The organism is Brevundimonas sp. GW822-FHT03E11, assembly GCF_058801445.1.
Window position 1 is genome coordinate 288,939 of the sequence record NZ_JBXANG010000004.1, and the last position, 26,392, is coordinate 315,330.

Sequence of the window (26,392 nt, forward strand, 5' to 3'; positions counted from 1 at the left end):
CCGTCCGGCGATCTTCAATCTCGAATAGGGTTCGAAATCAGCGCTTGCCGAAGATCAGGTCGCCCAACTTGGCGAAGAAGCTTTTTTCTTCCGTCTTCGGCGCGGCGGCCGGGGTCGGAGCGGCGGGCTTGGGCGCTTCGACCGGCTTGGGCGCCGGGGCGGCGGCGGCCGGCGCCGCGACCGGAGCGGGCGTGGGAGCCGCGACGACGGCCGGGGCGGCAGGCTTGGGCGCAGCGGCCTTGGCGGTCGGCTTCGCGGCTGTGGTCTTGGCGGCGGGCTTTGCAGCGGCGGGCTTGGACGCCTTGGGAGCTGCGGCCTTCGCCGGCGCAGCCTTGGCGGCCGGAGCGGCCTTGGGCTTGGCGGACGCCTTGGGGGCGGCGGTCTTCGGAGCAGCGGCCTTGGGAGCGGCCTTGGGCGCAGCGGTCTTCGCAGGGGCGGCCTTAGGCGCGGCGACCTTGGCGGCCGGCTTCGCGGCCGGGGCCTTGGGCGCGGGCTTGGGGGCCGCAGCCTTGGGGGCGGCCGTCTTGGCCGCAGGCTTCGCAGCGGCGGGCTTGGTCGCCTTGGGCTCGGCGGTTTTCTCGGCGACGGCCTTCACAGCGCTCGACTTCGGCGCGGCTTTAGGCTTGGAAGCGGCGGTCGCCGGTTTCGGCGACGCAGGTTTAGACGTAGACGGTGACTTGGCCATGTATTCCCCGACCCCTCGGTTAGTTAAAAAGCCCGGCGGCGTCGGGAGGACGAAGCGCCGGATCGCAACGATTCGCCATCTTAGCGGTGTTTGAGAAATGTCCGAGTCCGCAGTTCAGATAATCGCACGCGGTTCGCGCGACAGCGCCGAGGCCGCCGCCGCCGCCATCGACGCCGATCCCATGCTGGAGGGGGCGACCTATTCCATCCTGGAGGAGGACGAGGATCGCAATCTCTGGCGTATCGACGCCTTCCCGACGACCGAGGACGAGGTCGAGGGTCTGAAGGCGACCCTGGCCGACTACGCCGTGACCGTCACGGTCGAGAAGCTGGCCGACGCCGACTGGCTGGCCATGTCGCTGTCGGGCCTGCCGCCGGTGCGGGCCGGGCGCTTCTTCGTCTATGGGGCCCATGACGAGGGACGGGTTCCGCCGAACGCCGTCAATCTGAAGATCGACGCCGGCGCCGCCTTCGGCACCGGCCACCACGGCACGACGGTCGGCTGTCTGGAAGCCTTCGACGACCTGCTGAAGCGGGAGCGGTTCGAGCGGGTGCTGGACGTCGGCTGCGGCACGGGCGTCCTGGCGATTGCGGCGGCCCGCACCGGCAGCCGGATCGCCATCGGCACCGACATCGACGCCCCTTCGGTGCGGATCGCCAATGAGAACGCCGCCCTGAACCAGGCCCACGCCAGCTTCGTCCACGCCTCGGGCCTGAACGACCAGCGGGTGAGAAAGCACGGGCCCTATGATCTGGTCTTCGCCAACATCCTGGCCCCGCCGCTGGTGGCCCTGTCGCAGGACATCAAGACGGCGCTGAGCCTGGGCGGGGTCGCCATACTGTCGGGCCTGCTGCGGACCCAGGAACGTCGGGTGACTGCGGCCTATACGTCGCGCGGATTCCGTCTGGAGAAGCGCATCCATCACGACGCCTGGAGCGCCCTGGTGCTGCGGCGAATGGGCTGAGGAACGAAAGACGAGATGATGCGCCAGACCTTCGACGAGACCACCGATCCGTCCTTCGGGGCCAAACACCTGCCGCTGTTGCGCGCCGAGATGGCCAAGCAGGGGCTGGACGGCTTCCTGATCCCGCACGAGGACGAACACCAGAACGAATATCTGCCCGACGCCAACGAGCGGCTGGCCTGGGCCACCGGCTTCAACGGCTCGGCCGGGGCGGCGGTGGTGTTCCAGGACCGGGCCAGCATGTTCACCGACGGCCGCTATACGGTGCAGGTCAAGGTCCAGACCGATCCGGCCCTGTTCGAACGGCGCGACCTGAACGACGTCGCCGCCTATCTGGAGACGGCCAAGCCCGGCCAGGTGATCGGCTATGATCCGCGTCTGCACAGCCCCGACGCCCTGGTCCCGTTGAAGGCGGCGGCCCAGAAGGCGGGGGCGGAGCTGAGGCCGGTCGAGGCCAATCCGCTGGACCTGGCCTGGGGGACGGACCGTCCGGCCCAGCCGACCGCCCCAGTCACGCCGCACGAAGACGTCTATTCCGGCGAGCCCCATGCGGCGAAGCGGGCGCGGATCGGTCGGGCCGTGGCGGACGCCGGCGCCGAGGCCGTGGTTCTGACCGCGCCCATGTCGATCGCCTGGCTGTTCAATGTGCGCGGCGGCGACGTGATCCGCTCGCCCCTGCCCATCGGCCAGGCCGTGCTGGAGGCCGACGGCAAGGCGCGCCTGTTCCTCGATCCGGCCAAGGTGACCAATAAACTGCCCGGCTGGCTGGGCGACGAGGTCCAGCTGGAGGCGCCCGAGCGGCTGGGCGAGGCGCTGGATGGCCTGGCCGGCAAGAAGGTGATGATCGATCCCGCCCTGTCGTCCGCCTGGTATTTCGACCGGCTGGAGCAGGCGGGGGCGACGGTGGTGCGGGCCATGGACCCCTGCGCCGTTCCGCGCGCCGCCAAGAACGCGGTCGAGATCGAGGGGAGCCGACGCGCCCATATCCGCGACGGCGCCGCCCTGGCCAACTTCCTGCACTGGGTCGACACGGTCGCCCAGCAGACCCTGCCGGACGAGCGCGAGGTGGTGGAGACCCTGGAGCGGTTCCGCGAGGCGACGGGCGCCCTGAAAGATCTGAGCTTCGACACCATCGCCGGGGCCGGGCCGAACGGCGCCCTGCCGCATTACAAGCCGGTCGGGGCCACGATCCGCAAGATCGAGAAGGGCTCCCTGCTGCTGGTGGACGGCGGCGGCCAGTATCTGGACGGGACGACCGACGTGACCCGCACCATGGCGGTGGGCGAGCCGACGGCGGACCAGCGTCACAAGTTCACCCTGGTGCTGAAGGCCCATATCGCCATGGCGACGATCCGCTTCCCGGCGGGGACCAGCGGCATGGCGCTGGACGCCATAGCGCGGGCGCCGATGTGGGCGGCGGGGCTGGATTACGACCATGGGACCGGCCACGGCGTCGGCTCCTATCTGGGCGTCCACGAGGGGCCGCAGCGGATCGCCAAATGGGGCACCAGCCAGCCGCTGCTGGAGGGGATGATCCTGTCCAACGAGCCCGGCTATTACCGCGAGGGCCATTGGGGCGTCCGCATCGAGACCCTGCAGGTGGTGACGCCGGCCGTGGTTCCCGAGGGCGGAGAGCGGCCGATGCACGGGTTCGAACAGCTGACCTTCGCCCCGATCGACCGCAAGCTGATCGACGTCGATCTGCTGACCCCGGACGAGCGGGCCTATGTCGACGCCTATCACGCCGAGACCCTGGCCAAGGTCGGCCCCCTGGTCGAGGGCGAGGTGCGGGCCTGGCTGGAACAGGCCTGCGCCCCGCTCTGAACTTACAGGTCGAAGGCGCGGGATCGCCGCCGCAGGTGGGTGACGGGAACGGGCAGGTCCGCCAGGGCCGCCCGGGTCGCCGCGTAGCCTGAGGCGACCGGCTCCTCATAGGCCTTCCAGTCGCGGATGTCGGTCCCGCCGGTTCGCGGCAGGATCAGGACGTCGGCGGCGGCGCGCGACTGCTCCATCTCGGCGTCGGTGGTGATGGTGGCCGAGCGCATCAGGATGGAGACGATGGGCGGGCCGGCCTTCCAGGCGCCCGACAGCACCCATTTCCACCAGGAGGGGGGATTCTCCAGGGCGGCCGGATCGACGCCGCGGGTCTGGGACATGTCCACGCCGATGATGGGGCCGTTGTTCAGCTGGCGCATCACGCTGGTGGGGAAGTTCTTCAGCACCGCCCCGTCCACCAGAACCTGGCCGTCCATGACCACGGGCGGAAGGACGCCGGGAATGGCGATCGAGGCGCGCATGGCCCGGCGCATCAGGCCCGCGCGATGAACCTCGATCCGGCCGGACGTCAGGTTGGAGGAGACGCAGAAGAAGGGCAGGCAGAGATCGGCCAGATCGGTGTCGCCATAGGCCCGCTCCAGCAGCCGGGCCACCTTGCGGGCGCGCGACATGGCGATGATGGGAAAGGCCAGGTCGGACAAGGGGTCGGATTCGACGAAGGCGCGACGGATCTCGAAGTCCAGCCGCTCGAACGACCAGCCCATGGCCGGTCCGGCCGCCACCACCGCCCCCATGGAGGCGCCCCCGACGAAGTCGATGGGGACCCGGGCCTCCTCCAGGGCCTTGATCGCCCCCATGTGGCAATAGGCCCGCGCCCCGCCGCCCGATAGGACCAGGCCGACCGCCGTGCCCGTGATGACGCGGGCCATGCGGTCTGAATCGGTCTCGACTCCCTCGACGCAATGGAACCAGCGGTCCGGCTGGAGCACATTGAGCCAGACGCGAGTGTTGGCCGGCCGGTTCATGCGCGGATCGCGCAGCAGGATCAGATCGGTCAGACGCCGGCCGTCGCCGAAGCCCATACGCCGGGGCAGATCCGACGGCGGGGCCAGAAGCCCGCTGCCGACGATGAACAGGCGATCGACCTGGCGGGCGCACAGCTCGGCCCAGGCCTTCTGGTCCAGTTCGGCGACATAGAGGACATAGTCGTGGTCGTCCTCGACCCGGCTGAACCATTCGGCGGCCGAGCTGAGAGCCGACTGATCGATCACCTTGCAGGTGAAGCCCATGGCCTGGACGCCCGCCGCGATCCGTTCGACGAAGGCGCGGATCGGGCGCGGGCGGGCCGAGACGAAGCCGAAGACGCTGGGCTCGGCGGCGCCCACGGCCCGCTCGCGGGCGCGATGGATCATCAGGCGCGACAGTTCGACCAGCAGATCCGGCTCGGATCGAGCGGCGTCGAAGAAGGCTTCGCGCGGCAGGGCCAGGATTTCGGTGTCGCGCAGGGCGACCACGTCCGCGGTGTGCGGGGTGCCGGCCACCATGGCCATTTCGCCGACCGGCTCTCCGGGCCGGATGACGCCGACCAGCTGGGGCGGCTGATCCGTCTCGACGTGAAACACCCCCAGCCGGCCCGAGCGGACCAGATAGAGGGTGTCGGACGGATCGCCCGCCGCAAACAGCCGCTCGCCCCCGGTCAGGGCGAACCAACTGGCGCGATCGATCATCGGTCCTTCGAAGATGCGCGCCAGGGCGACGGCCAGGGTGTCGGGACGAAGCGGAGCCATGGCGTCTTGTACGGCAGATAAGGGAGGAGGTGAAATGGCGCGAAAACGCCTTTCAACCGATCGCGACGCCTGACAAAAGGGGCGAATGCCCCACGCCATTCCCTCGACCGCTGTCCTCGACGCGCTGAAGGCCGCCCTCGGCCCTGGCGGCTGGACCCAGGATCCAGAGGTCATCGCCCCGTCCCTGACGGAGTGGCGAAACCGCTGGACGGGCCACACGCCTATTCTGCTGACGCCGCGCTCGACCGAGGAGACCGCCAAGGTGATCGCCATCTGCGCCCAGTCGGGCGTGGCCGTCACCCCCCAGGGCGGGGGCACGGGCCTGGTCGGGGGACAGATCCCGTTCGGCGAGGTGTTGTTGTCTCTCAAGAAGATGCGCGCCGTGCGCGACGTGACCCCACTGGACGACGCCATGACGGTGGAGGCGGGTCTGACCCTGCTGGAGGCCCAGCAGGCGGCGGCGGCGGCGGGACGGGCCTTTCCGCTCAGCCTGGCGGCCGAAGGCTCGGCGACGATCGGGGGGGTGATCTCCACGAACGCCGGCGGCACCCAGGTGCTGCGCTACGGCATGATGCGGGACCTGGTCCTGGGCCTGGAGGCGGTCCTGCCGAACGGAGAGATCTTTCACGGTCTGAAGCGGCTGCGAAAGGACAATACAGGCTACGATCTCAAGCAGTTGCTGATCGGCGCGGAGGGCACCCTGGGCGTCGTCACTGCGGCCACCCTGAAGCTGTTTCCGATCATGCGGTCACGCGCCGTCGCCGTGGTCGGCCTGGAAACGGCTGCGGCGTCCATCGAACTGCTGGCCCGCGCCAAGGCGGAGACCGGCGGCGGGGTCGAGGCCTTTGAGTTGATGAAACGTCTGGGCATGGAGCTGGTGCTCAAGAACATTCCCGACACCCGCGAACCGCTGGACACGACGCCGAATTGGTATGTGCTGATCGAGATCGCGTCCGGGACGGCGGGGGGCGCCGAGGCCCAGATGGAGCGGCTGCTGGAAGTCGCCTTCGAGGAGGGGCTGATCACCGACGCCGCCATAGCGCAGAACGATGCGCAACGCGCCGCCTTCTGGCGGCTGCGTGAAGAGCATTCGGCGGCCCTGAAGCCGGAGGGCGGCGGGTGGAAACACGACGTCTCCGTCCCGATCAGCCGTATCGCCGAATTCATCGAAGAAGCCACGGCGGCCGTCGAGCGCTTCCATCCCGGCGCCCGTGTCTCGGTGTTCGGCCACGTCGGCGATGGCAATCTGCACTACGACATCCTGCCCGGCGTCGGCGAGGATGTGGCGGCCTTTATCGGCCGCTGGAAAGAGGGCTCGCAGGTCGTTCACGACGTCGTCGGCCGTTATGACGGCTCGATCTCGGCCGAACACGGCCTGGGTCGGCTGAAGACCGAAGAGGTCAAACGCTACAAGTCGCCGCTGGAGATCGAGACCATGGCCGCCATCCGACGCGCCATCGATCCGCAGCGGATCATGAACCCCTCCGTGCTCTTCTAGAGGGACGGGGCGAAGATATGAGCCTGCGTGACCTGGACGGCTGGACCGTCCTCTTCGATCTGGACGGCACCCTGGTCGATTCCGCTCCAGATCTGGTTGGAACCCTGAACCGTCTGCTGATCGAGGAGGGATTGCCCCCTGCGCCCCCCGAAGCGGCGAGGACCTTGATCGGCTCCGGCGCACGCGCCCTGTTGGCGCATGGGTTCGAGGCGGCCGGCGCCGATGTGGAACGGGCCCGGTCCGATGCGCTCTTTGAGCGGTTCCTGGTCGATTACACCGCCCATATCGCCGACGGCTCGCGGGCGTTCGAGGGTGTCGTCGAGACCTTGGAACGCCTGGCCGAACGCGGCGCAGTCTTGGCGGTCGCCACCAACAAGCGGTCGGACCTGTCTGAACTGTTGCTGGACCGGCTTGATCTTCGCCGCCATTTCCTGGCCGTCGCCGGCCCCGATCGGGTCAGCGCCCGCAAACCCTCGGGGGCGCATCTGAAAGAGGCTGTGGCGATGGCGGGCGGTGACCCGGCCCGCGCGATCATGGTGGGCGACGCCGCGCCCGACGCCGAGGCGGCCCGCGACGCCGACATGCCCTGCATCCTGACCACCTTCGGCTATACGCCCTTGCCGGTGGACAGCCTGGGCGGAGACGTGCTGATCGACGCCTTCGAAGACGTGGAAGAGGCGATCGACGGCATTCTGGCCGAGTTTTACGTAAGGCGGGCCCTGAAGGTCTGAAAGAGCTGCGCTTAAGCCTGCACGCAGGAAAACTGCGCCATGTTCGGGCACGACGACGGTTGCGGAACGGCGGGCCGATGGACAGATTGGCCCATCCCAGCCGAAAGCCCCCTTCATGATCTCCCGCTTCTTCCAAATTCCGCTTTGGCAGCGCACCTTCGCGGGCCTCGCCCTGGGGGTGATCGCCGGCCTGATCCTGCGTGAAAGGGCTGAGATCTGGCTGCAGCCGATCGGCGACGTCTATCTGAACCTGATCCGTATGGTGGTGGCGCCGCTGGTGCTGTTCACCATCGCCAGCTCGATCGCCAAGCTGGGAGAAGGGGCGGGGGCCGTTCGCCTGGGCGTGCGCACCCTCGTCTGGTTCGCGATCACGTCGCTGCTGGCCGTGCTGGTCGGTTTCGCCTTCGGCCATCTGATCAATCCGGGCGTGGGCCTGTCGAACCTGCCGCTGGGCGAGGTCAAGGAAAGGGTCATTCCGACGCCGCTGGAGGTGCTGATCGGCGTCGTCCCCACCAATCCCTTCGCCGCCTTGGCCGAAGGGAAGGTGTTGCAGATCATCTTCTTCTCCGCCCTGGTCGGCATGGCTCTGGTCGCGCTGGGCGATCGGGCCCAGGGCGTGCGGCGACTGGTGGACGAGGGGGCGTCCGTCATATTCCGCATCACCCGCTGGGTGATCCAGCTGACCCCCATCGGCGTCTTCGGCCTGATCGGCTCGGTCGTCGGCGGCTATGGCTGGGAGGCGCTTCTGCCCCTGCTGAAGTTTATCGGCGCCATCTACGCCGCCTGCCTGTTCCACATACTGGTCGTCTATTCGGGGCTGCTGAAGCTCCATGGCCTGAAGGTCGTCAGCTTCTTCCGCGGCGCCTTCGCGGCCCAGCAGACCGCCTTCGCCACCTCGTCGTCGCTGGGAACCCTGCCGATCACCCTGCGCCAGACGGTCGAGCGGCTGGGCGTGCCCCAGGCCTACGCCGCCTTCGCCGTGCCTCTGGGCGCCAATGTGAAGATGGACGGTTGCGGCGCCATCTATCCCGCCATCGCCTCGATCTTCATCGCCCAGTATTTTCAGATCGACCTGACCCTGACCCAATACATACTGATCGGCCTGACTGCGGTCTTGGGCTCGCTGGGGACGGCGGGGGTTCCGGGAACCTCGATCGTCATGCTGACCCTGACCCTGTCCACCGCCGGCCTGCCGCTGGAAGGCATCGGCTATATCGTCGCCATCGACCGGGTCATCGACATGATGCGGACGGCGACGAACGTGACCGGTCAGATGCTGGTCCCGGTCTTGGTGGCCAGGGAGGAAGGCATTCTGAACGTCGATATCTATGACGGCCACGTGGCCTGGCTGCCCGGCGATCCGGAGGCGGAGACGCCCGAAGCCGTTCAGGCGGCCGGAATCTGAAACGGACGCTTGCGCCGCGCGAGCGACCGGGCTATGTCGCCGCCTCCGCAAGGCATGGATGCGTAGCTCAGCGGGAGAGCACCTCGTTCACACCGAGGGGGTCACAGGTTCAATCCCTGTCGCATCCACCATCTTTTCCCTCATAGACGCCTTGCAGCCCAGCTTGCGAACGCGACGAGAGTGTCGATGCCGGAGATCAACGACACGGTTCATATCCGCTTCTCGCTCAGAGGTTTGGGCGGGCCCTTCTGGCAGACAAACGCCACCATCGCCTCGATCGGCCAGGGGGTGGCGCTGCTGGACGGTCTGGACCGGCAGGTTCCGGCGGCCGTGACGGAGCTGAAGCGCGCCGGGCCGAACCGCTGGACCCTGGACTGGGAAGTCAGAAGCCGGCCTTAGAGCCTGATCGGTTTCAGTGGAATCGCTTCGCGATTCCGCTGAAACCGTGAATCAGGCTCCAGATTAAAGCGAGAGCCTGATCCTCAGACGTCCGGCACGTCGCGTCCCGGCGGCACATTGACGCCCATCGACTTCAGATAGGTCTTGATGTTGCGCGCGGCCTGACGAATCCGATGCTCGTTCTCGACCAAGGCGATCCGCACGAAGCCCTCGCCGTTCTCGCCGTAGCCGACGCCCGCCGCCACCGCGACCTTGGCGTGGGTCAACAGTTGCTTGGAGAACTCCAGGCTTCCCAGGTGGGCGAGGGCGGGGGGCACGGGCGCCCAGGCGAACATGGAGGCGGCGGGCGTGGGGATGTCCCATCCCGCGCGGGCGAAACTGTCGATCAGGACGTCACGGCGGCGATGATACAGGGCGCGGTTCTGATCCACGATGTCCTGCGGACCGTTCAGAGCCGCGACGGCGGCCGCCTGGATCGGCGTATAGGCGCCGTAGTCGAGATAGGACTTCACCCGCGCCATGGCGGCGATCAGCTTGCGATTGCCGACGGCGAAGCCGATGCGCCAGCCGGCCATGCTGTAGGTCTTTGACAGGGAGGTGAACTCGATCGCAACGTCCTTGGCGCCCGGCACCTGCAGGATCGAGACGGTCGGCTTGCCGTCGTAATAGAGTTCGGAATAGGCCAGGTCGCTGATGATCCAGAGGTCATTGGCCTTGGCGAAGGCGACGACCCGCTCATAGAAGGCCAGATCGACCGTCTCCGCCGTCGGGTTCGACGGATAGTTCATCACCAGAACCTTGGGGCGCGGCACCGTATAGGCCATGGCCCGCTCCAGCGCCTCGAAATAGCGCTCGTCCGGGGTCGTCGGCACGCTGCGGATGGCCGCGCCGGCGATGATGAAGCCGAAGGTGTGGATCGGATAGGAGGGATTGGGCGCCAGGACCACGTCGCCCGGCTCGGTGATGGCCGTCGCCAGACTGGCCAGGCCCTCCTTGGAGCCCATGGTGACGATCACCTCGGTCTCGGGGTCCAGATCGACGCCGAAACGACGTCCGTAATAATTGGCCTGGGCGCGACGCAGGCCCGGTATGCCCTTGGAGGCCGAATAGCCGTGGGCGTCCGGCTTTCGAGCCACTTCACACAGTTTGTCGATGACGTGCGGCGGCGGCGGCAGGTCCGGGTTGCCCATGCCGAGGTCGATGACGTCCTCGCCGGCCTGACGGGCGGCGGCTCGCATGGCGTTGGTCTCCGCGATCACATACGGAGGCAGGCGCTTCATGCGATAGAATTCTTCGGACATCGGTCTTTGTGGGTGGAAGGTGAAGGGGGCGCAAGCGATGCCACCGATGCGCGCTTCATGAAACAGAAAGATGAAGACTGACGGGCTTTATCCGCCAAAAACTTGTGACGCGGCCTCTCTCGCGCCGCTCCTACGCAAGAAGCTTGCGAGCCGGCCTAGCCGATGAAGACGCGCGGCTCCTCGCCGATACGCGCGGGCGTCGGTGAGCGGTTCTGAGGGCCTCGCCGCCGCCGCACATAGTCGGACAGGCCGCGCACCTCGGCCTCGGCGACCCCGTCGCGCTCCATCAGCCGACGCACGATGGGATCTGACAGCATCTCGTCCAGGGTCAGGTCGTAAGACGTCATGGCGCATCTCCGGCTCACGGTTCGCCCCCCCTCCGACGAGATGGGGCGGCCCTGTCAGGACGCCAGAGCCAGATGGCGATGTCGTGGAAATTTCACGGTCCGGGCGCGCCAAAACGGCGCCTTTTCCGGCGCCGCCAGCCGAGAATTGGGTCTCCGCCGCAATATCTGTTCGTCTTTTCGTTGTTCCTGCGGCGGCAAGGCCCTATTCTTGCCTGATGACACGCTGGACCCCCGAAAGCTGGAGAACCAAGACCGCCCTGCACATGCCGGCGGACTATCCAGATCCGCACGCCCTGGCCCTGGTCGAGGACGAACTGCGCGCTTTGCCGCCGCTCGTCTTCGCCGGCGAGGCGCGGCGCCTGACTTCGAAACTCTCGCAGGTCGAGCGGGGCGAGGCCTTCCTGCTTCAGGGCGGCGACTGCGCCGAGAGCTTCAAGGAGTTCTCGACCGACAACATCCGCGACACCTTCCGCCTGATCCTGCAGATGGCCGTGGTCCTGACCTTCGCAGGGCGCAAGCCGGTCGTGAAGGTGGGGCGGATCGCCGGCCAGTTCGCCAAGCCGCGCTCGTCGCCGCTGGAAGAGATCGACGGCGTCGAACTGCCCAGCTATCGCGGCGACATCATCAACGGCATGGGCTTCACGGCCGAAGAGCGCATGCCCGACCCCCAGCGTCTGATCCGGGCCTACAACCAGTCGGCCTCGACCCTGAATCTGCTGCGCGCCTTCGCGGGCGGCGGCTACGCCGACCTGTACAACATCCATCGCTGGACCCTGGGCTTTGCGGGCGACAACGCCGCCGGCGCCCAGTATCGCGAACTGGCCGACAAGATCACCGAGGCTTTGGCCTTCATGGAGGCTGTCGGCGTCACGCCCGAGACCCATCCGGACCTCAGCCGGGTCGAGGTCTTCACCAGCCACGAGGCCCTTCTCCTGAACGTCGAGAGCGCCCTGACGCGGCTGGACGGCGGTTCGGGCGAATGGTTCGACACCTCGGCCCACATGCTGTGGATCGGCGAACGCACGCGCCAGCTGGACGGCGCTCATGTCGAGTTCATGAAGGGGATCAAGAACCCCATCGGCGTGAAGTGCGGACCCACAATGACGGCCGACGACCTGCTGCCCCTGATCGACGTCTTGAATCCGGACAATGTTTCGGGCCGACTGACGCTGATCGGCCGTTTCGGTCACGACAAGGTCGGCGAACGCCTGCCCAAGCTGATGCGCGAAGTGAAGGCCTCGGGCCGCAAGGTCATCTGGTCCATCGACCCGATGCACGGCAATACGCTGAAGGCCGGCAACGGCTACAAGACCCGGCCGTTCGACCGGATCCTCAGCGAGGTGCGGACCTTCATCGACGTGGCGGAGGCGGAAGGGGTGCACCCCGGCGGCGTCCACCTGGAGATGACCGGCCAGAACGTCACCGAATGCATCGGCGGCGCCCAGGCCGTGACCGAGGACGACCTGTCCAACCGCTACCACACCCACTGCGACCCGCGCCTGAACGCCGACCAGGCGCTGGAGCTGGCCTTCCTGGTGGCCGAGCGGTTGAAGGCAGGCCGGATCAGCCGCTCGGAAGCCGCCTGATCGACGGAAACAGCGGGGCGACGAGGCCGATGGTCGCGTTCGCCTCGGCCCGGTCCGGCGTTTCGTCGTCGATACCGACGCCGTTCATGTCATTGCGCGTGGCCTGAACCACGATCCCGTCCGGTCGCGACAGCACGGTCACGCCCCGGAAATGCAGGCCGTAGTTGACCTCGGGCTGGGGCGCGAGCCAGGCGATCTGGCCGCGCACGGGGATCATCTCCTTGTCCTCGAACAGGGCCTTCGCGCCATAGCCGGTGCAGTTGATCACAATCTTCTCGGGCAGGGCCGTCAGATCCGCCGGCGTGTTGAAGGCGCGGGTCTCGATCCGGCCGCCCTGGCTCAGAAACTCGGTCTCCAACCGGTGCGCCAGTTCGGCGACGTTGAACTGCATGGCGCTGACCATCCGGGTCTCCCCAACCGGAAAGGGCGAGGCGGAAGCGGGCAGGGGGATGGATCGCGGCGCCAGCCCGTCCAGCCTGTATTCGGCGAATCGGATCGGCTTTATCCCAGGCGCGGTAAGGATCGGCGGCGGTTCGACCGTACGCGGCAGGTCGGCCGCGCCCGACAGCATATAGTGGTCGCTGAAGACGACCGGATCGCCTTCTGTCCCCAGATAGGTTTGGTGAGTGGCGTAGGTCTCGCGCGCCATCTGCTCCCAAAGGGCGGGGAAGTCGGCCGCAACCCGATCAGCGTCGGCGATACGGCTGTCGGGCGTCCAACTGCCTGTGGCGCGCATGGATCGTGTGAAGGCGGCGCGTTCGCGCGCATAGATGGTCACCCGCGCGCCCATGCGCTGAAGCTGGAGCGCCGACGTCAAGCCGAGGGCGCCGCTGCCGATCACCGCGACCACGGGCGGACCGCCCGCCAGACCCGCCAGGGCCATGGCCTTGCGCGCTGCGATAGCGCTGGAGCCCCAGGACAAAGACCAGCCGCTGCCGCCGTGGCCATAGTTGTGAACCACCTTGGTCTCGCCGACCGCCTCCACGTTCAGGCGCGGGCCTGTCGGGCGAAAAGGACGGGTGCAGACGGTGATGCGTATGATCCGCTCGGGCGTCATCAGGATCGGCGCGATCCGGCGCGGGGCAAACCCTGTCGTCGGCAGGACGGCAGGCGTCGGCGCGCAGCCTGCAAGGGCTCCCGCCAGGCCCGTCAACACGGCCCGACGGTTGGAGCTGGTGACGACGGACATGAGCGGCTCCGGAAGATGCGAACTGCGACGCTACCCGCACCATGCGCGGCCCGAAAGCACCCCACGATCACATTCGGCTTGTGGGGACGAAAGCGGCGCCGCAGATACGGCGCGAAACGGTCACGGCTCGGACAACTATGCTCCGTCTGATCGCGGCCAGCAAAGGGAAGGCTTTCGGGCTAGACCCCGTGAGTGACGAAATGAACAAGCCAGCACAGCAAGACGACAAGCCCGGTCGGGTCGCCTATCAGGGCGCGCCCGGCGCCTTCAGTCATGAGGCCTGCACGGCCCTTCGCCCCTGGGACGAGGCTGTGCCGTTCGAGACCTTCGCCGAGGCCATCGCAGCCCTGAAGGGCGGCGACTGCGACTGCGCCCTGATCCCGGTCGAGAACTCCTCCATCGGCGTGGTCGAACCCGCCGCGACCCTGGTGCGCGACTCCGGCCTTCGCGTGGTCGCCGAAGCCTGGCGGCCGATCCGCCACGCCCTGATGGGACTGGACGGCGCGCGCATCGCCGATCTGAAGCGGGTGCTCAGCCACCCCATCGCCCTGGCTCAGTGCGAACGGACACTGAAGGGCCTGAAGCTGAACGTGGTCGAGCATTTCGACACCGCCGGCGCCGCCCGCGACGTCGCCGAGGCGGGCGATCCGACCCAGGCGGCCATTGCGCCGGTAGGGGCCGCCGAGGTCTATGGCCTGTCGATCCTGCGCAACGATCTTCAGGATTCCAGCAATAACCGGACGCGTTTCGTCCTCCTGGGGGCCGATAGGGCTTGACGGCGCACGGTCTTTGCGTGCTTTAAGGCCGCTCGGATCGCGAACGATCCGCATAACCGGACCCGGACCCATGTCCCGCCAGCGCGCCCTTTCTGTTTCCTTCGACCGTTCGCGCGCGGTGTCCGGCCTCTATTTCGGCTACGGCTTTTACGGCTTTCGATACGCCGGCTGAGGCGTCGGGCGCTCTTCGTCCCTGACTGTCTCGCCGGCGACCGCTCTGGACCAGAGCGGCTGTCCGCCCCTGCACATCGAAATCCTGCCTTTGCCGAAAGCCCGAACCCATGTCCTCTTCCAACGTCCAGATGATCCGACCTGAACAGGTTGAACTGACGCCTGAACAACAGGCCCTGGCCGCCCTGCGCGCCGAGATCGACACCATCGACGATCAGATCCTGGCCCTGTTCGAACAACGTCTCGCCGTCGCCGCCACCGTCGGCCGCGCCAAGGACGCGCCCACGGGCCCCCACACCAAGCTTCGCCCCGACCGCGAGCAGACTGTCCTGTCGCGGATGCTGTCCAAGTGCCGCCCCGAAAACGCCGAGGCGGTCGAACACCTCTGGCGCGAGATCGTCGGCTGGGGGCTGGCGCGTCAGGGCCGGCTGCAGGTCCAGGTCTGGGCCCCGATCGAACCGACCCGCGCCTATGACGGCGCCCGCCTGCGCTTCGGCGCCGCCGCCGACATCAAGATGGTGCGCGACCCGCAGAAGGCCCTGGCCTTCGCCGCCGAGGGCCATGGCGTGGCCGTTCTGGCCATCAATACCGAGGACGCCTGGTGGATGGGCCTTCGCCGTGAATGGTCGATGCTGAGCGTGTTCGACGGTTACGGCGGCGAGACGCCGACGTCTCTGGCCGTCGGCAAGATCGATCCGCCGGCCCTGCCGAAGGGCCGCCGCGTGGTCGTCACCGCCGGCGGAGACGCCGGCGACGGCGGCGGCGCTCGTCGCTGGGGCCTGAACACCCACCACGGCTGGACCATCGCCCTGACCGAGGCGGAACTGACGCCGGGCGAGGCGGAAGGCTGCGTCGGCGCGATCGGCTGACCGCGCCGACATGAAGGCTCAGGAGGCGTGCGCCTTCTGGGCCTTGGTCAGCTCGATCATCCCCTGGGCGGCGCCCATCTCCGGCACGATCTCTTTCGCCCGGTCGGAGATGGCGTCGAACTGGGCCGCCACCTGTTCCGGCGCATCCTCGCCCGAGATGTGGACGCCTTCGGTCAGCGTCACATAGGCGCGTTCGAACCCGCCGGCGCCGGCCGCCAGGATACAGCGGCTCGGCGCTTCCCGGCTCAGCAAATACAGCAGACCCGGCGTCACCAGCGCCGGATCCAGGGCCTCCAGGGGCAGGGCGGCGCCCAGGTCTTCCGTCATGCGGGTATGGGCCGTGGGCGCCAGGCAGTTGACGCGGATGTCGTTCTTGGCCCCCTCGATCGACAGGGTCTGCATCAGACCGACCAAGGCCATCTTGGCCGCCCCATAGTTCGACTGGCCGAAATTGCCGTACAGACCCGAGGACGAGGTGGTCATGACGATGCGGCCGTAGTTCTGGCCGCGCATGATCTCCCACACCGCCTTGGTGCAGTTGACCGCCCCCATCAGATGGACGTCCACGACGAAGCGGAAGTCCTCCAGCTCCATCTTGGCGAAGGTCTTGTCGCGCAGGACCCCGGCGTTGTTAACCAGCAGATCGACCCGACACCATTTCGCCATGGCCGCCTCCACCATGGCCTGAACGGCGGCGAAGTCGGTGACTGAGGCGGCATTGGGCATGGCCTCGCCGCCGGCGGCCTCGATCTCGGCCACGACAGCCTCGGCGGCGGTAACGGAACCGCCCGAACCGTCGCGGGCGCCGCCAAGATCATTGACCACCACCTTGGCCCCGCGCGCCGCCAGGGCCAGGGCGTGCTGCCGCCCCAGACCACCGCCCGCGCCTGTCACAATGGCCACCTGTCCGTCGAACCGGATCGTCATCCTATCGTCTCCACCCAAGCACTGGGGCCCTCGGCGCTACAGCCGGCCCCTTGATCCGGTTTTGACGACGCCGGGCGCGGCGCACAAGTCCGGCCTGATCAGCCCGCGCGGTTCTTCACCAGATCCTCGACGACCGACGGATCGGCCAGGGTCGAGGTGTCGCCCAGCGAGCCGATCTCGTTCTCGGCGATCTTGCGCAGGATGCGGCGCATGATCTTGCCGGACCGGGTCTTGGGCAGGCCGGGCGCCCACTGGATCACATCCGGGGCGGCGATGGGGCCGATCTCGCGACGGACGTGGGCGCCCAGGGCCTTGCGCAGATCCTCGGTCGCCTCGACCCCCTTGTTCAGGGTGACATAGGCGTAGATGCCCTGGCCCTTGATGTCGTGGGGATAGCCGACCACGGCCGCCTCGGCCACGTCGTCGTGCAGCACCAGGGCGCTCTCGATCTCGGCCGTGCCCATCCGGTGGCCCGAGACATTGATGACGTCGTCGACCCGGCCGGTGATCCAGTAATAGCCGTCAGCATCCCGGCGGCAGCCGTCGCCGGTGAAATACCGGCCGGGATAGGTCGAGAAATAGGTGTCGAAGAAGCGCTGATGATCGCCGTAGACGGTGCGCATCTGGCCCGGCCAACTGTCGGTGATGCACAGATTGCCCGAGACAGCGCCGACCAGTTCCTGGCCCTCCGCATCGACGATCTGCAACTCCACGCCGGGCAGGGGCAGGGTGGCCGAACCCGGCTTCAGGTCGGTGGCGCCGGGCAGGGGGGTGATCAGATGGCCGCCCGTCTCGGTCTGCCACCAGGTGTCCACGATCGGGCAGCGCCCGTCCCCGACCACCTCGTGATACCAGCGCCAAGCCTCCGGATTGATCGGCTCGCCGACCGTGCCCAGCAGGCGCAGCGATTTGCGCGACGTGGCCTTCACCGGCGCGTCGCCTTCGCGCATCAGGGCGCGCAGGGCCGTGGGGGCGGTGTAGAAGACCTCCACCTTGTGCTTGTCCACCACCTGCCAGAACCGGCTGGCGTCGGGATAGTTGGGCACGCCTTCGAACATCAGGGTGGTCGCGGCGTTCGCCAGCGGACCATAGACCAGATAGGAATGGCCCGTGACCCAGCCCACGTCGGCGGTGCACCAGAAGACCTCGCCCGGGCGATAGTCGAACGTCAGCTCATGGGTCCAGGCGGCCCAGAACAGATAGCCGCCCGTCGTGTGAAGAACGCCTTTCGGCTTTCCGGTGGAACCTGAGGTGTAGAGGATGAACAACGGATCTTCCGCCTTCATCGGCTCGGGCGGACAGTCGGTCGAGGCCTCGGCCGCCTCGACGGCGTAGTCGATGTCGCGGCCTTCGATCATCGGCACGTCGGCGCCGGTGCGGCGGACCACCAGAACCGTATCGACCTTCACCTTTTCCAGGGCCGCATCGACATTGGCCTTCAGCGGCACGATCTTGCCGCCGCGCACGCCCTCGTCGGCCGTGATGACCAGGTTGGAGCCGCAGTCCTCGATCCGACCGCACAGGCTGTCGGGCGAAAAGCCGCCGAAGACCACGGAATGGACCGCCCCGATCCGGGCGCAGGCCAGCATGGCGTAGGCGGCCTCGGGGATCATCGGCAGATAGATGGTGACCCGGTCGCCCTTCTTGGCCCCGTGGGATTTCAGTACATTGGCCATGCGGCAGACCTGCGCGTGCAGCTCGCCGTAGGTGATGTGACGACTGTCCGCCGGGTCGTCGCCCTCCCAGATGATCGCGGTCTCATCCTTGCGGTGGGGCAGGTGGCGGTCGATGCAGTTGGCGGCGACGTTCAGAACGCCGTCCTCGAACCAGCGGATGCGGAAATCCTCCTTCCTGAAGGAGACATCCTTGATCTTGGTCGGCGCCTTGATCCAGTCGAGGCGTTTCGCCTGTTCGGACCAGAAGGCCTCGGGCGTCTCGCGCGCCGCGATCCGCGCCGCCTCATAGGCTCGCCGATCCATATGGGCCTTGGCGGCGAAGTCTGCGGGAACGGGGTAGAGGTCGGAATCGGGCACGCGAGACGTCTCCAGCATCTTTAGAATCCGTATTTGGCGAACAGGATCAATCGGGTCATGTCGCCGCTCGCGCCGGATTCGATTTCGCGGTCGGCGAACATCAGCTCGGCGCCGACATCAAACGCCGTAACCGGCGACCAGATCAAGTTGGCGTGGACGCTTTGAGCCGACCGGTTTACGGCCAGACCGGTCACGGTCGTGTCATTATCGACCGACTGCGCCGACCAGATCAGGCTGGATCGCCAGCCGGGCGCCCAGACGTGACGATAGGCGGCGAAGCCGGCGACGACGCCGATCGCGTCCAGTTCGCCCGAGGCGTCCAGCACCGCGTCGTTCGAGAAGTTCAGCCCGACGTATCGGCCGATTCCTTCGCCACCCGTCAACATCAGACGCAGATCGTCCTTGGCGCCGACCTTGATCTTGGTCGAGGCAGACAGACCCCAGCCGGTGGCGCTGGAATCGATGCTGGTCGACGGGTTCTGGTACTTCAGCTGACGCAGCAGACCGGCGAACTGCAGATCCCCCCAGGGCCGCGCCAGGGCGTAGCGGGCGGTGAAGTCGGGCAGGCTGTTGTCATCGGCGATGATCCGCGCGCCGCCGCCGAACGGGGTCACGGTCGTCTCGGGGTTTTCCACAGAAACAGAGAAGGGACCGCGCGTGTAACGCACCTGGACCTGCCGCGCGAAGACCGTGCCCTCGGCCGCGCCGATGAAGTCGGCGGATTCGGGCAGGACGGCGGTGTTCTGGAAATTGGTCCACTCCTGGCCGATCAGCCAGTTGTCGATGGTCACGAAGGCGCGGCGCAGGGCCGGGTTGGCGGGGCTGGTGGTGCGCTGGTCCGCCGTGCCGGGCAGGGTCTGGAAGTCCATCTCCAGCCGCGTGCCGACCTTGTGGCCGCCGACCAGGCCGTCGGTCGTCAGCCAGAACCGGGTCTGGCGGGCGTTGAAGTCGGTCGCCGTATCCTCGTCGGCGCCGCCGATGGGGATGGAGCCGGGGATATGGAACTCACGCAGGGCGTCGCCGTTGGCGGGATCGCCGCCGGAATAGCTGGAGGCCGAGGCGTCCACCTTGACGAAGCCGCCGAACTTCACTGTGTGGTCGCCGATCCGGAAACCGTCGCTCGGTGCGGCGGCCTGTTGGACCGGCGCCGGCGCGGGCGTCGGGCGGGTCTCAAGCCGGATGATGTCCTGCTGCTGCGCCGCCTGCTGGGTGCGGGCGGCGACGACTTCGGATTTGAGGGCGTTCAACTCGGCTTCGAGCTGAGCGATTCGGGCTTCGAGGGCGGCCTGGGCGTCTTGCGCCGAGGCGACGCCGGGGGCCAGAAGCAGGGCCGCCGCCGCGCATCCTGCCGCCAGGCTGGATTTGATCATGATGGTTCCTCCCTGGCTCGTCTGTGCGAGCGTCCGAATGAACCTTTTCCCCAAGGGGCGTATGCGGCCATTAGCCAATGGTCTAGTTTCGACCAAAGTCGAACCGCGTCATGCTGCTGCAGACGCGGCCGCCAAGAACGCTGCGCGAAGGGAAGGACGCCTGATGGATCGAATCGTCATCGCCGACGATCACCCCCTGTTCCGCGCCGCGCTGCGGTCCGCCGTCTCCAAGGCCTCGCCCGAAGCGACTATAGAGGAATGCTCCAGCCTGGCCGAGGCGCGAGCGGCCCTCAGGACGCCGACCGACCTGCTGCTTCTGGATCTCAAACTCTCCGACAGTGAAGGCATGGCGGGCCTGGCCGCCGTTCGGGCCGAACATCCCGTCGTTCCGGTCGCCGTCGTCTCGGCCAGCGAGGAGGCGAGCGTCGTGCGCCGCGCCCTGGCCCTGGGCGCCGCAGGCTTCATACCAAAATCCGCCGCCCTTCCGCAGATGGTGGAGGCGATCACGGCCGTTCTGGCCGGCGACGCCTGGGCGCCCGAGACGCCGGAGACGGCCGGAGAGGACGACCTCGCCGCCCGGGTCGGCAGCCTGACGCCGTCGCAGCTGCGCATACTGGAAGGGTTGAAGGCGGGGCGGTTGAACAAGCAGATCGCCTTCGACCTGGGCGTCTCCGAAGCAACCATCAAGGCGCATCTGACCAGCGTGTTTCGAAAGCTGGGCGTTTATAATCGGACCCAGGCGGTGATTCTGGCTCAGCAGATGGACCTGACCCGGTGACCCTGGTCTAGGTTCAATCGACATTCAGCTTACTGCGGTCAGGCCGCTCTTCCCGCGTCAGAGGGCCTTGATGCGGCGACCGGGTTCATCACGGCGATCACGGCGGATTCACAGCGGTCACGACGCCATCGGAACGCGCCGTGTTCGCCGTGACCTCGTCGTGCCCCGTTGTGATGAACCCATCCTCAATCGGCGTTCCGCCTAGGCCCTTTTCAGGTCCGCCACGCCGCGATTCGCCAACTGGTCCGCGCGCTCATTCAACGCATGGCCGGCGTGGCCCTTGACCCAGCGCCATTTGACCTCGTGCCTCTGGCGCGCCTCATCGAGACGTCGCCAAAGGTCGGCGTTCTTGACCGGCTTCTTGTCGGCGGTCAGCCAGCCGCGCGCCTTCCAGCCGCGCATCCATTCGGTCACGCCCTGCATGACATATTTGCTGTCTGTATGAAGCTCGACCTTGCACGGGCGTTTCAGCGCCTCCAGCGCCATGATGGCGGCCGTCAGTTCCATGCGGTTGTTGGTCGTATTCGCCTCGCCGCCCCAAAGTTCCTTCTCGTGACCGCCCGCAGTCTGGAGCAGGGCGCCCCAGCCGCCGGGGCCCGGATTGCCCTTGCAGGCGCCGTCGGTGTGGATGATGACGTGATCGGAGAGACTCATGGTCGCGCACACCTACAGCCTCCCTTGGCGTCGGGCCATGACTCCGCCTATATGCGGGACGAAGAAGAGTGGATGGGGCCGATCATCGGCCTCTTCGAGGAGATTACCCATGGGCTCCATGAGCATCTGGCACTGGGCCATCGTCATTGTCGTGGTCGCCGTCCTGTTCGGCGGACGCGGCAAGCTGTCCAGCATCATGGGCGACGCCGCCAAGGGCATCCGCGCATTCAAGGACGGCCTGTCGGACGACGGCAAGAAGGACGCGACGCAAGACGGCGTCGGCGCCCTGCCGCGCACCGAGGCGGAGAAGGAAAAGCACTGAAGTCCGCGTCGGGTCTTTGAGGGCTGACGCATGGGCGGGCTCGGCCCCGGTATCGGGGGCTTCGAACTATTGGTGATCGGTCTGGTGGCCCTGCTGGTGGTGGGGCCCAAGGACTTGCCTGTGCTCATGCGCCGCGTGGGCCAGATGCTGGCCAAGGCCCGCGCCATGGCCAATGAGTTCCGCTCCAGCTTCGACGAGATGGCGCGCCAGTCCGAACTGGACGAGTTGCGTAAGGAGGTCGAGGCGCTGCGGAGCGGGCAGGGGGCCATGTACCCCCTGGGCGCCGAGGCCGATGCGGCCTTCAAGGAGATCAACGCCGGTCTGACGACGCCGCCGCCCGTCGCCTCACCGCCGACCCCGGCGGTGGATGAATGGCCCGATGCGTCGCCTGTCTCCCCGCTGGAGCCGGAGCCGGAGGCCAAGTCGAAGCCCGATTCAAGGCCCAGGTCGAAGCGCGGCAGTTCGACCGCCGAAACCTCAGCAACGCCCGCGAAAACGAAGAAGACCGCCAGGGCGGGCGGGGCGGTCGCGGCGAAGACCAGCGCCTCGGCCAAGGGCTCCGCCAAGACCCAGATCTCGGACGCCCAGGCGCCGGCCCAGTCGTCCGCCAAGACCAAGACCCCGCGCAAGAAGGCCGTCGAGCTTTGACTATCTCCGACCGCGACGAGGCCGAGATCGAGGCGTCGCGCGCGCCCCTGATGGACCATCTGATAGAGCTGCGCAGCCGGCTGCTGGTCTGCGTGGTCGCCTTCGCCCTGGGCTTCATCCTGTGTTTCGCCTTCGCCAATCAGATCCAGATCGCCCTGATCAAACCCTATCAGGCGGCGGCGGCCATTCATGCGGCGACGGCGGCCTCTGGCGGCCACGCCAATCCGCTGGAGCTGATCGCGATCATGACGGGTTTCAAACCCTATCCGCCCGGTTCGGCCGCCGTGGTGCAACTGATCGCCACTGCCCCACTGGAACAGTTGTTCACCAAGATGAAGATCGCCGCCTTCGGCGCGGCCGTCCTGACCTTCCCGGTCATGGCCTGGCAGGTTTACCGCTTCGTCGCACCCGGCCTGTACCGCAATGAGCGGGGCGCCTTTCTGCCCTTCCTGATCGCCGCCCCGGTGATGTTCTGCCTGGGGGGAGCCCTAGTCTATTACGTCATGCTGCCCTTCGTCATGCTGTTCTCCCTGGGGCAGCAGGTGGTCAGCGACGGCATATCGGTGGCCCAGACGACCAAGATCTCGGACTATCTGAACCTGGTCACCTCGCTGCTGCTGGCTTTCGGCCTGTGCTTCCAACTGCCCGTCGTGACGACCCTTTTAGGCCTGGCCGGCTTGATCAATTCCAAGATGATGGCCTCGGGTCGCCGCTACGCCATCGTCGCCGTGGTGGTGGTCGCCGCCGTTGTCACGCCGCCGGACCCCATCAGCCAGCTGATGCTGGCGGTGCCCCTGGTCATTCTCTATGAGGTCTCGATCTGGTGCGTGCGGCTGATCGAACTGCGCCGCAAGAAGGCGGACGATCTGGAAGCCGAAGCGGCCTGAGGCCGGTCCAGCCACTCCCTGCTCACCCCTTGAAAACGGCCGCCGCCTCGCTTGGCGCGCTGGACGACAAAAAGGGCGCCGGCGGTTCGCGCCGGCGCCCTTTGTTCGCCTCTGATATGTCGATCAGCAGCTGTAGTACATGTCAAACTCAACCGGGTGCGGGTGCAGTTGCAGGCGCATCACCTCTTCCATCTTCAGCTCGATGTAGCTGTCGATGAAGTCGTCATCCATGACGCCGCCCTTCTTGAGGAAGGCGCGGTCCTTGTCGAGGTTCTCCAGGGCTTCACGCAGCGAGCCGCAGACCTCGGGGATGGAGCCGCGCTCTTCCGGCGGCAGGTCGTAGAGGTTCTTGTCGGCGGGCGCGCCGGGATCGATGCGGTTTTCGATGCCGTCCAGGCCCGCCATCAGCAGGGCGACGAAGGTCAGATAGGGGTTGCCCATCGGGTCGGGGAAGCGGGCTTCCAGACGCTTGGCCTTCGGCGAGGAGACGTGCGGAATGCGGATCGAGGCCGAACGGTTGCGAGCCGAATAGGCCAGTTTCACCGGGGCTTCGTAACCGGGGACCAGACGCTTGTAGGAGTTGGTGGTCGAGTTGGCGAAGGCGTTGATGGCCTTGGCGTGCTTGATGATGCCGCCGATGTACCACAGGCATTCCTGCGACAGGCCGGCGTATTTGTCGCCGGCGAACAGGGGCTTGCCGTCGCGCCAGATCGACTGGTGCACGTGCATTCCCGAGCCGTTGTCGGCGAACATGGGCTTGGCCATGAAGGTCGCGGTCTTGCCGTAGGCGGCCGCGACGTTGTGGATGACGTACTTATACAGCTGCAGCCGGTCGGCCATGGTCAGCAGGTCCGAGAACTTCAGGCCCAGTTCGTGCTGGGCCGGCGCCACCTCGTGGTGGTGCTTCTCGGGCTGGAGGCCCAGGTCACGCATCACGCCCAGCATTTCGCCGCGCAGATCCTGACCCGAATCGACCGGGTTGACCGGGAAATAGCCGCCCTTGGGCCCAGGGCGGTGGCCCATGTTGCCCTCGGTGTATTCGGCGCCGGTGTTGGCGGGCAGCTCGGTCGAATCGTAGCTGTAGCCGGTGTTGTGAGGCTGGGTGTTCCAGCGCACGTCGTCGAAGATGAAGAACTCGGCTTCCGGGCCGAAATAGACCTGATCGCCCACGCCCGAAGACTGGACATAGGCCAAGGCCTTCTTGGCCATCGAACGGCTGTCGCGGTTGTAGGGCTCGCCGGTGTCCGGGTTCAGCACGTCGCAGAACAGGAACATGGTCGTCTGCTGATAGAAGGGGTCGATATAGGCCGTGGTCAGGTCCGGCTTCAGCAGCATGTCCGACTCATTGATCGCCTTCCAGCCGGCGATGGACGAGCCGTCGAACATGGTGCCTTCGTTCAGAAAGTCCTCATCGACTAGGTCGACGTCGAAGGTCACATGTTGCAGCTTGCCGCGGGTGTCGGTGAAGCGAACGTCGACGTATTTGACGTCCTTTTCCTTGATCTCTTTGAGGATCTTGCTGGCGCTCATTCTCGGAAGTCCTGTTTCTTGGTCGTTGGGGAGGAAGAGGGGCAGGTGAAGTCAGACCGCCTGAGCCCCGGTTTCGCCGGTGCGGATGCGGATCACGTCGGCGACGTCGGAGACGAAGATCTTGCCGTCGCCGATCTTGCCGGTGCGGGCCGAGGTCTGAATGGCCTCGACGACCGCAGGCGCCAGGTCGTCGGCGACGACGACCTCGATCTTGATCTTGGGCAGGAAGTCGATGACGTATTCGGCGCCGCGGTACAGTTCGGAATGGCCCTTCTGGCGGCCGTATCCCTTGGCCTCCAGCACGGTCATGCCTTGCACCCCGACGTCCTGGAGCGCCTCTTTGACGTCATCCAGCTTGAAGGGCTTGATGATGGCTTCGATTTTCTTCATGGCGACCCCTGAACGGCGTGCGAAATGCAGCGGCGTTCGGGCGGGAATGGGACACATCAAAGCCATCGAAGGCAAGCAGTTTTCGCAGAAAAGTCACGGATATTCGGAGTTCGGATGATTGAAACCAACGACCCGGCGATCTGGCGCAATTTTCTTCCGTGGCCTGGGCCGGAAACGCATAAGCATGCGCGGGGACGTTTGGGGGTGGTGTCCGGTCGGGCGCATCAGACGGGGGCGGCCCGTCTGGCGGCGCGCGCCGGTCTGAGGATCGGCGCCGGGGTGGTGCGGATCCTTTGCCCGCCCGACGCGGTCGCGACGATCGCCTCAACAGTCACGGCCGTCATGCTGACCCCCTTCACCTCGCCCGAGGCCCTGGGGCGGGAGGTCGAGGAGATGGACGCCGTCGTCGCCGGCCCCGCCGCCGGGCTTGACGAGGGTACGGTGGCCAACATCCAGGCCCTGGCGCTGAGCGGCGCGGCCTTGGTGATCGATGCGGACGGTCTGTCGGTGTTCAAGGGCCGCAGCGCCGAACTGTTCGCCGTTCTGGACCGCGACGACGTGCTGACGCCCCATGAGGGCGAGTTCGAACGGCTGTTTCCCGGCCTGTTGAAACAGGGCAGGGCAGCCGCCGCCGTCGAGGCCGCCCGCCACGCCCAGGCTGTCGTCGTGCTGAAGGGCGCCCAGACCCTGATCGCGGCGCCGGACGGCCGGGTGCGCCTAAATCCCAACGGCTCGCCCTGGCTGGCGACGGCCGGAACCGGCGACGTCCTGGCCGGCATGATCGGAGGCCTGATCGCCCAGCGTATGGACAGTTTCGACGCCGCAAGCGCCGCCGTCTGGCTGCATTCCGACGCCGCCGCGCGGTTTGGTCCGGGTTTGATCTCCGAAGACCTGTGCGACGTGCTGCCGCAAAGCCTGAAGGCGTTGCGGTGAAGCCGTATCAAGCGCCGCAGCAGCCTTCCTTCAGTGACGATGGATTCGCCGAAGGTGCCCTAATCCCGGCCCATTAGGCGCTCGAGTTCGCAAAGGATGAGTTCCATCGCCGAGAGGAGCGTGGCTTTTCCGTCATCATCGGGCTGAGCCGCCCATACGCATGTCCTTGCGCATGCCTCGCAAGGCCCCACGAATCCGTCAAGACGTTGGCGCGTAATCGAGCGGAGCGCGCAGCGGACTTGTACGTCGAAGGCGCTGATGCAGCATCTCGAGGATGGGCCCGGTGCGGGAGCCTTGCAAACTCAGTCTCAGCGTTACGGAACAGGAGTCTCAGGGTTACGGCGCCAATCCTGCGGAAATGCTGAAATCTCAGGATTAGCGAAACTCAAAGCAACACCGACCAACTTGGGCTTTCTTCGCATAATATATCTTAGGC

At 67.0% G+C, this 26,392-nt stretch carries 25 protein-coding genes and 1 tRNA gene; 15 read left to right on the forward strand and 11 right to left on the reverse strand.

The window, feature by feature from the left end; translation table 11 throughout:
- Window positions 1-37: 37 nt before the first annotated feature.
- A complete protein-coding gene (locus AC1RKE_RS09100; RefSeq protein ID WP_395942053.1) occupies window positions 38-595 on the reverse strand; it encodes a hypothetical protein in 558 nt (185 codons plus the stop codon).
- A gap of 187 nt (window positions 596-782) precedes the next feature.
- On the opposite strand from AC1RKE_RS09100, the gene AC1RKE_RS09105 reads away from it, so the two are divergent.
- Both AC1RKE_RS09105 and AC1RKE_RS09110 read left to right on the forward strand, forming a co-directional pair.
- Window positions 783-1,649, forward strand: coding sequence for a 50S ribosomal protein L11 methyltransferase (locus AC1RKE_RS09105; RefSeq protein WP_054765755.1), 867 nt, complete (start codon window positions 783-785; stop codon window positions 1,647-1,649).
- A gap of 18 nt (window positions 1,650-1,667) precedes the next feature.
- Entirely contained in the window at window positions 1,668-3,473 is a 1,806-nt protein-coding gene (locus AC1RKE_RS09110; RefSeq protein WP_395942052.1) for an aminopeptidase P family protein, read from the forward strand.
- Between the two features lie 2 nt (window positions 3,474-3,475).
- On the opposite strand, the gene AC1RKE_RS09115 is transcribed toward AC1RKE_RS09110, so the two are convergent.
- Window positions 3,476-5,212 (reverse strand): patatin-like phospholipase family protein, encoded by a 1,737-nt coding sequence (locus tag AC1RKE_RS09115; protein WP_054765756.1) that lies wholly within the window; start codon window positions 5,210-5,212, stop codon window positions 3,476-3,478.
- Between the two features lie 85 nt (window positions 5,213-5,297).
- Here AC1RKE_RS09115 and AC1RKE_RS09120 point away from each other — a divergent pair, with 85 nt between their 5' ends.
- The 5 genes from AC1RKE_RS09120 to AC1RKE_RS09140 all read left to right on the forward strand — a co-directional run bounded on the left by AC1RKE_RS09120 (window position 5,298) and on the right by AC1RKE_RS09140 (window position 9,245).
- Window positions 5,298-6,710 carry an FAD-binding oxidoreductase gene (locus AC1RKE_RS09120; protein WP_395942051.1) on the forward strand — a complete coding sequence of 471 codons (1,413 nt, stop codon included), beginning with the start codon at window positions 5,298-5,300 and terminating at the stop codon, window positions 6,708-6,710.
- Window positions 6,711-6,727: 17 nt separating this feature from the next.
- Entirely contained in the window at window positions 6,728-7,441 is a 714-nt protein-coding gene (locus tag AC1RKE_RS09125) for an HAD-IA family hydrolase (protein WP_348684391.1), read from the forward strand.
- Window positions 7,442-7,556: 115 nt separating this feature from the next.
- Window positions 7,557-8,846, forward strand: coding sequence for a dicarboxylate/amino acid:cation symporter (locus AC1RKE_RS09130; protein WP_182713586.1), 1,290 nt, complete (start codon window positions 7,557-7,559; stop codon window positions 8,844-8,846).
- Between the two features lie 56 nt (window positions 8,847-8,902).
- Window positions 8,903-8,977: transfer RNA gene (locus AC1RKE_RS09135), tRNA-Val, on the forward strand.
- Between the two features lie 55 nt (window positions 8,978-9,032).
- A complete protein-coding gene (locus tag AC1RKE_RS09140; RefSeq protein ID WP_348685380.1) occupies window positions 9,033-9,245 on the forward strand; it encodes a hypothetical protein in 213 nt (70 codons plus the stop codon).
- 83 nt (window positions 9,246-9,328) lie between these two features.
- Here the strand turns inward: AC1RKE_RS09140 and AC1RKE_RS09145 are convergent, their stop codons facing one another.
- Window positions 9,329-10,546 (reverse strand): LL-diaminopimelate aminotransferase, encoded by a 1,218-nt coding sequence (locus tag AC1RKE_RS09145; protein ID WP_395942050.1) that lies wholly within the window; start codon window positions 10,544-10,546, stop codon window positions 9,329-9,331.
- Between the two features lie 155 nt (window positions 10,547-10,701).
- Window positions 10,702-10,893: a hypothetical protein gene (locus tag AC1RKE_RS09150; RefSeq protein WP_054765761.1), complete on the reverse strand. Its 192-nt coding sequence runs from the start codon at window positions 10,891-10,893 to the stop codon at window positions 10,702-10,704.
- 212 nt (window positions 10,894-11,105) lie between these two features.
- On the opposite strand from AC1RKE_RS09150, the gene AC1RKE_RS09155 reads away from it, so the two are divergent.
- Window positions 11,106-12,479 (forward strand): class II 3-deoxy-7-phosphoheptulonate synthase, encoded by a 1,374-nt coding sequence (locus tag AC1RKE_RS09155; protein WP_348684657.1) that lies wholly within the window; start codon window positions 11,106-11,108, stop codon window positions 12,477-12,479.
- On the opposite strand, the gene AC1RKE_RS09160 is transcribed toward AC1RKE_RS09155, so the two are convergent.
- Window positions 12,457-13,668, reverse strand: a complete 1,212-nt coding sequence (locus tag AC1RKE_RS09160) for an FAD-dependent oxidoreductase (RefSeq protein WP_348684655.1) — start codon at window positions 13,666-13,668, stop codon at window positions 12,457-12,459. The genes AC1RKE_RS09155 and AC1RKE_RS09160 overlap by 23 nt on opposite strands.
- Window positions 13,669-13,868: 200 nt before the next feature.
- On the opposite strand from AC1RKE_RS09160, the gene AC1RKE_RS09165 reads away from it, so the two are divergent.
- Complete coding sequence (locus tag AC1RKE_RS09165; protein WP_191557815.1) at window positions 13,869-14,444, forward strand: prephenate dehydratase domain-containing protein; 576 nt, start codon at window positions 13,869-13,871, stop codon at window positions 14,442-14,444.
- A 281-nt stretch (window positions 14,445-14,725) separates the two neighbouring features.
- Window positions 14,726-15,484, forward strand: coding sequence for a chorismate mutase (locus AC1RKE_RS09170; protein WP_054765764.1), 759 nt, complete (start codon window positions 14,726-14,728; stop codon window positions 15,482-15,484).
- An 18-nt stretch (window positions 15,485-15,502) separates the two neighbouring features.
- Here the strand turns inward: AC1RKE_RS09170 and AC1RKE_RS09175 are convergent, their stop codons facing one another.
- From AC1RKE_RS09175 to AC1RKE_RS09185, 3 genes are all read right to left on the reverse strand, one after another.
- A complete protein-coding gene (locus AC1RKE_RS09175; RefSeq protein ID WP_191557816.1) occupies window positions 15,503-16,411 on the reverse strand; it encodes an SDR family NAD(P)-dependent oxidoreductase in 909 nt (302 codons plus the stop codon).
- A gap of 98 nt (window positions 16,412-16,509) precedes the next feature.
- A complete protein-coding gene (gene acs, locus AC1RKE_RS09180) occupies window positions 16,510-18,462 on the reverse strand; it encodes an acetate--CoA ligase (protein ID WP_348685098.1) in 1,953 nt (650 codons plus the stop codon).
- Window positions 18,463-18,464: 2 nt separating this feature from the next.
- Window positions 18,465-19,814: a DcaP family trimeric outer membrane transporter gene (locus AC1RKE_RS09185; protein ID WP_348685096.1), complete on the reverse strand. Its 1,350-nt coding sequence runs from the start codon at window positions 19,812-19,814 to the stop codon at window positions 18,465-18,467.
- Window positions 19,815-19,977: 163 nt separating this feature from the next.
- On the opposite strand from AC1RKE_RS09185, the gene AC1RKE_RS09190 reads away from it, so the two are divergent.
- The gene (locus AC1RKE_RS09190; RefSeq protein WP_152950263.1) at window positions 19,978-20,592 is read left to right on the forward strand and encodes a response regulator transcription factor; all 615 of its coding nucleotides are present in this window, start codon (window positions 19,978-19,980) and stop codon (window positions 20,590-20,592) included.
- Window positions 20,593-20,793: 201 nt separating this feature from the next.
- Here the strand turns inward: AC1RKE_RS09190 and rnhA are convergent, their stop codons facing one another.
- The gene (rnhA, locus tag AC1RKE_RS09195) at window positions 20,794-21,246 is read right to left on the reverse strand and encodes a ribonuclease HI (protein ID WP_054765769.1); all 453 of its coding nucleotides are present in this window, start codon (window positions 21,244-21,246) and stop codon (window positions 20,794-20,796) included.
- Between the two features lie 109 nt (window positions 21,247-21,355).
- Between rnhA and AC1RKE_RS09200 the strand changes: the two genes are divergently transcribed.
- The 3 genes from AC1RKE_RS09200 to tatC are packed head-to-tail and all read left to right on the forward strand — an operon-like array spanning window position 21,356 to window position 23,103.
- Window positions 21,356-21,568, forward strand: coding sequence for a twin-arginine translocase TatA/TatE family subunit (locus tag AC1RKE_RS09200; RefSeq protein WP_054765770.1), 213 nt, complete (start codon window positions 21,356-21,358; stop codon window positions 21,566-21,568).
- Window positions 21,569-21,598: 30 nt separating this feature from the next.
- The gene (gene tatB, locus AC1RKE_RS09205; protein ID WP_348682872.1) at window positions 21,599-22,216 is read left to right on the forward strand and encodes a Sec-independent protein translocase protein TatB; all 618 of its coding nucleotides are present in this window, start codon (window positions 21,599-21,601) and stop codon (window positions 22,214-22,216) included.
- Window positions 22,213-23,103, forward strand: a complete 891-nt coding sequence (gene tatC, locus AC1RKE_RS09210) for a twin-arginine translocase subunit TatC (protein ID WP_182713575.1) — start codon at window positions 22,213-22,215, stop codon at window positions 23,101-23,103. Before tatB ends, tatC begins: the two co-directional genes overlap by 4 nt.
- Before the next feature lie 123 nt (window positions 23,104-23,226).
- Here tatC and glnA read toward each other — a convergent pair whose 3' ends face one another.
- On the reverse strand, window positions 23,227-24,633 hold the full coding sequence (glnA, locus tag AC1RKE_RS09215) for a type I glutamate--ammonia ligase (protein WP_054765772.1): 1,407 nt from the start codon (window positions 24,631-24,633) through the stop codon (window positions 23,227-23,229).
- Between the two features lie 51 nt (window positions 24,634-24,684).
- Window positions 24,685-25,023, reverse strand: a complete 339-nt coding sequence (locus AC1RKE_RS09220) for a P-II family nitrogen regulator (protein ID WP_054765773.1) — start codon at window positions 25,021-25,023, stop codon at window positions 24,685-24,687.
- A 114-nt stretch (window positions 25,024-25,137) separates the two neighbouring features.
- Here AC1RKE_RS09220 and AC1RKE_RS09225 point away from each other — a divergent pair, with 114 nt between their 5' ends.
- A complete protein-coding gene (locus AC1RKE_RS09225) occupies window positions 25,138-25,956 on the forward strand; it encodes an NAD(P)H-hydrate dehydratase (protein ID WP_228185729.1) in 819 nt (272 codons plus the stop codon).
- Window positions 25,957-26,392 lie beyond the last annotated feature (436 nt).

Coding starts and splice junctions, on each gene's coding strand:
- AC1RKE_RS09125 (WP_348684391.1), top strand. CDS start 6,728: ATGAGCCTGCGTGACCTGGACGGCTGGACCGTCCTCTTCGATCTGGAC.
- AC1RKE_RS09220 (WP_054765773.1), bottom strand. CDS start 25,023: ATGAAGAAAATCGAAGCCATCATCAAGCCCTTCAAGCTGGATGACGTC.
- AC1RKE_RS09165 (WP_191557815.1), top strand. CDS start 13,869: ATGAACAAGCCAGCACAGCAAGACGACAAGCCCGGTCGGGTCGCCTAT.
- AC1RKE_RS09150 (WP_054765761.1), bottom strand. CDS start 10,893: ATGACGTCTTACGACCTGACCCTGGACGAGATGCTGTCAGATCCCATC.
- AC1RKE_RS09110 (WP_395942052.1), top strand. CDS start 1,668: ATGCGCCAGACCTTCGACGAGACCACCGATCCGTCCTTCGGGGCCAAA.
- acs (WP_348685098.1), bottom strand. CDS start 18,462: ATGCTGGAGACGTCTCGCGTGCCCGATTCCGACCTCTACCCCGTTCCC.
- AC1RKE_RS09115 (WP_054765756.1), bottom strand. CDS start 5,212: ATGGCTCCGCTTCGTCCCGACACCCTGGCCGTCGCCCTGGCGCGCATC.
- AC1RKE_RS09190 (WP_152950263.1), top strand. CDS start 19,978: ATGGATCGAATCGTCATCGCCGACGATCACCCCCTGTTCCGCGCCGCG.
- AC1RKE_RS09170 (WP_054765764.1), top strand. CDS start 14,726: ATGTCCTCTTCCAACGTCCAGATGATCCGACCTGAACAGGTTGAACTG.
- AC1RKE_RS09175 (WP_191557816.1), bottom strand. CDS start 16,411: ATGACGATCCGGTTCGACGGACAGGTGGCCATTGTGACAGGCGCGGGC.
- AC1RKE_RS09185 (WP_348685096.1), bottom strand. CDS start 19,814: ATGATCAAATCCAGCCTGGCGGCAGGATGCGCGGCGGCGGCCCTGCTT.
- AC1RKE_RS09140 (WP_348685380.1), top strand. CDS start 9,033: ATGCCGGAGATCAACGACACGGTTCATATCCGCTTCTCGCTCAGAGGT.
- AC1RKE_RS09160 (WP_348684655.1), bottom strand. CDS start 13,668: ATGTCCGTCGTCACCAGCTCCAACCGTCGGGCCGTGTTGACGGGCCTG.
- glnA (WP_054765772.1), bottom strand. CDS start 24,633: ATGAGCGCCAGCAAGATCCTCAAAGAGATCAAGGAAAAGGACGTCAAA.
- AC1RKE_RS09105 (WP_054765755.1), top strand. CDS start 783: ATGTCCGAGTCCGCAGTTCAGATAATCGCACGCGGTTCGCGCGACAGC.
- AC1RKE_RS09145 (WP_395942050.1), bottom strand. CDS start 10,546: ATGTCCGAAGAATTCTATCGCATGAAGCGCCTGCCTCCGTATGTGATC.
- tatB (WP_348682872.1), top strand. CDS start 21,599: ATGGGCGGGCTCGGCCCCGGTATCGGGGGCTTCGAACTATTGGTGATC.
- AC1RKE_RS09200 (WP_054765770.1), top strand. CDS start 21,356: ATGGGCTCCATGAGCATCTGGCACTGGGCCATCGTCATTGTCGTGGTC.
- AC1RKE_RS09130 (WP_182713586.1), top strand. CDS start 7,557: ATGATCTCCCGCTTCTTCCAAATTCCGCTTTGGCAGCGCACCTTCGCG.
- AC1RKE_RS09225 (WP_228185729.1), top strand. CDS start 25,138: ATGATTGAAACCAACGACCCGGCGATCTGGCGCAATTTTCTTCCGTGG.
- rnhA (WP_054765769.1), bottom strand. CDS start 21,246: ATGAGTCTCTCCGATCACGTCATCATCCACACCGACGGCGCCTGCAAG.
- AC1RKE_RS09120 (WP_395942051.1), top strand. CDS start 5,298: ATGCCCCACGCCATTCCCTCGACCGCTGTCCTCGACGCGCTGAAGGCC.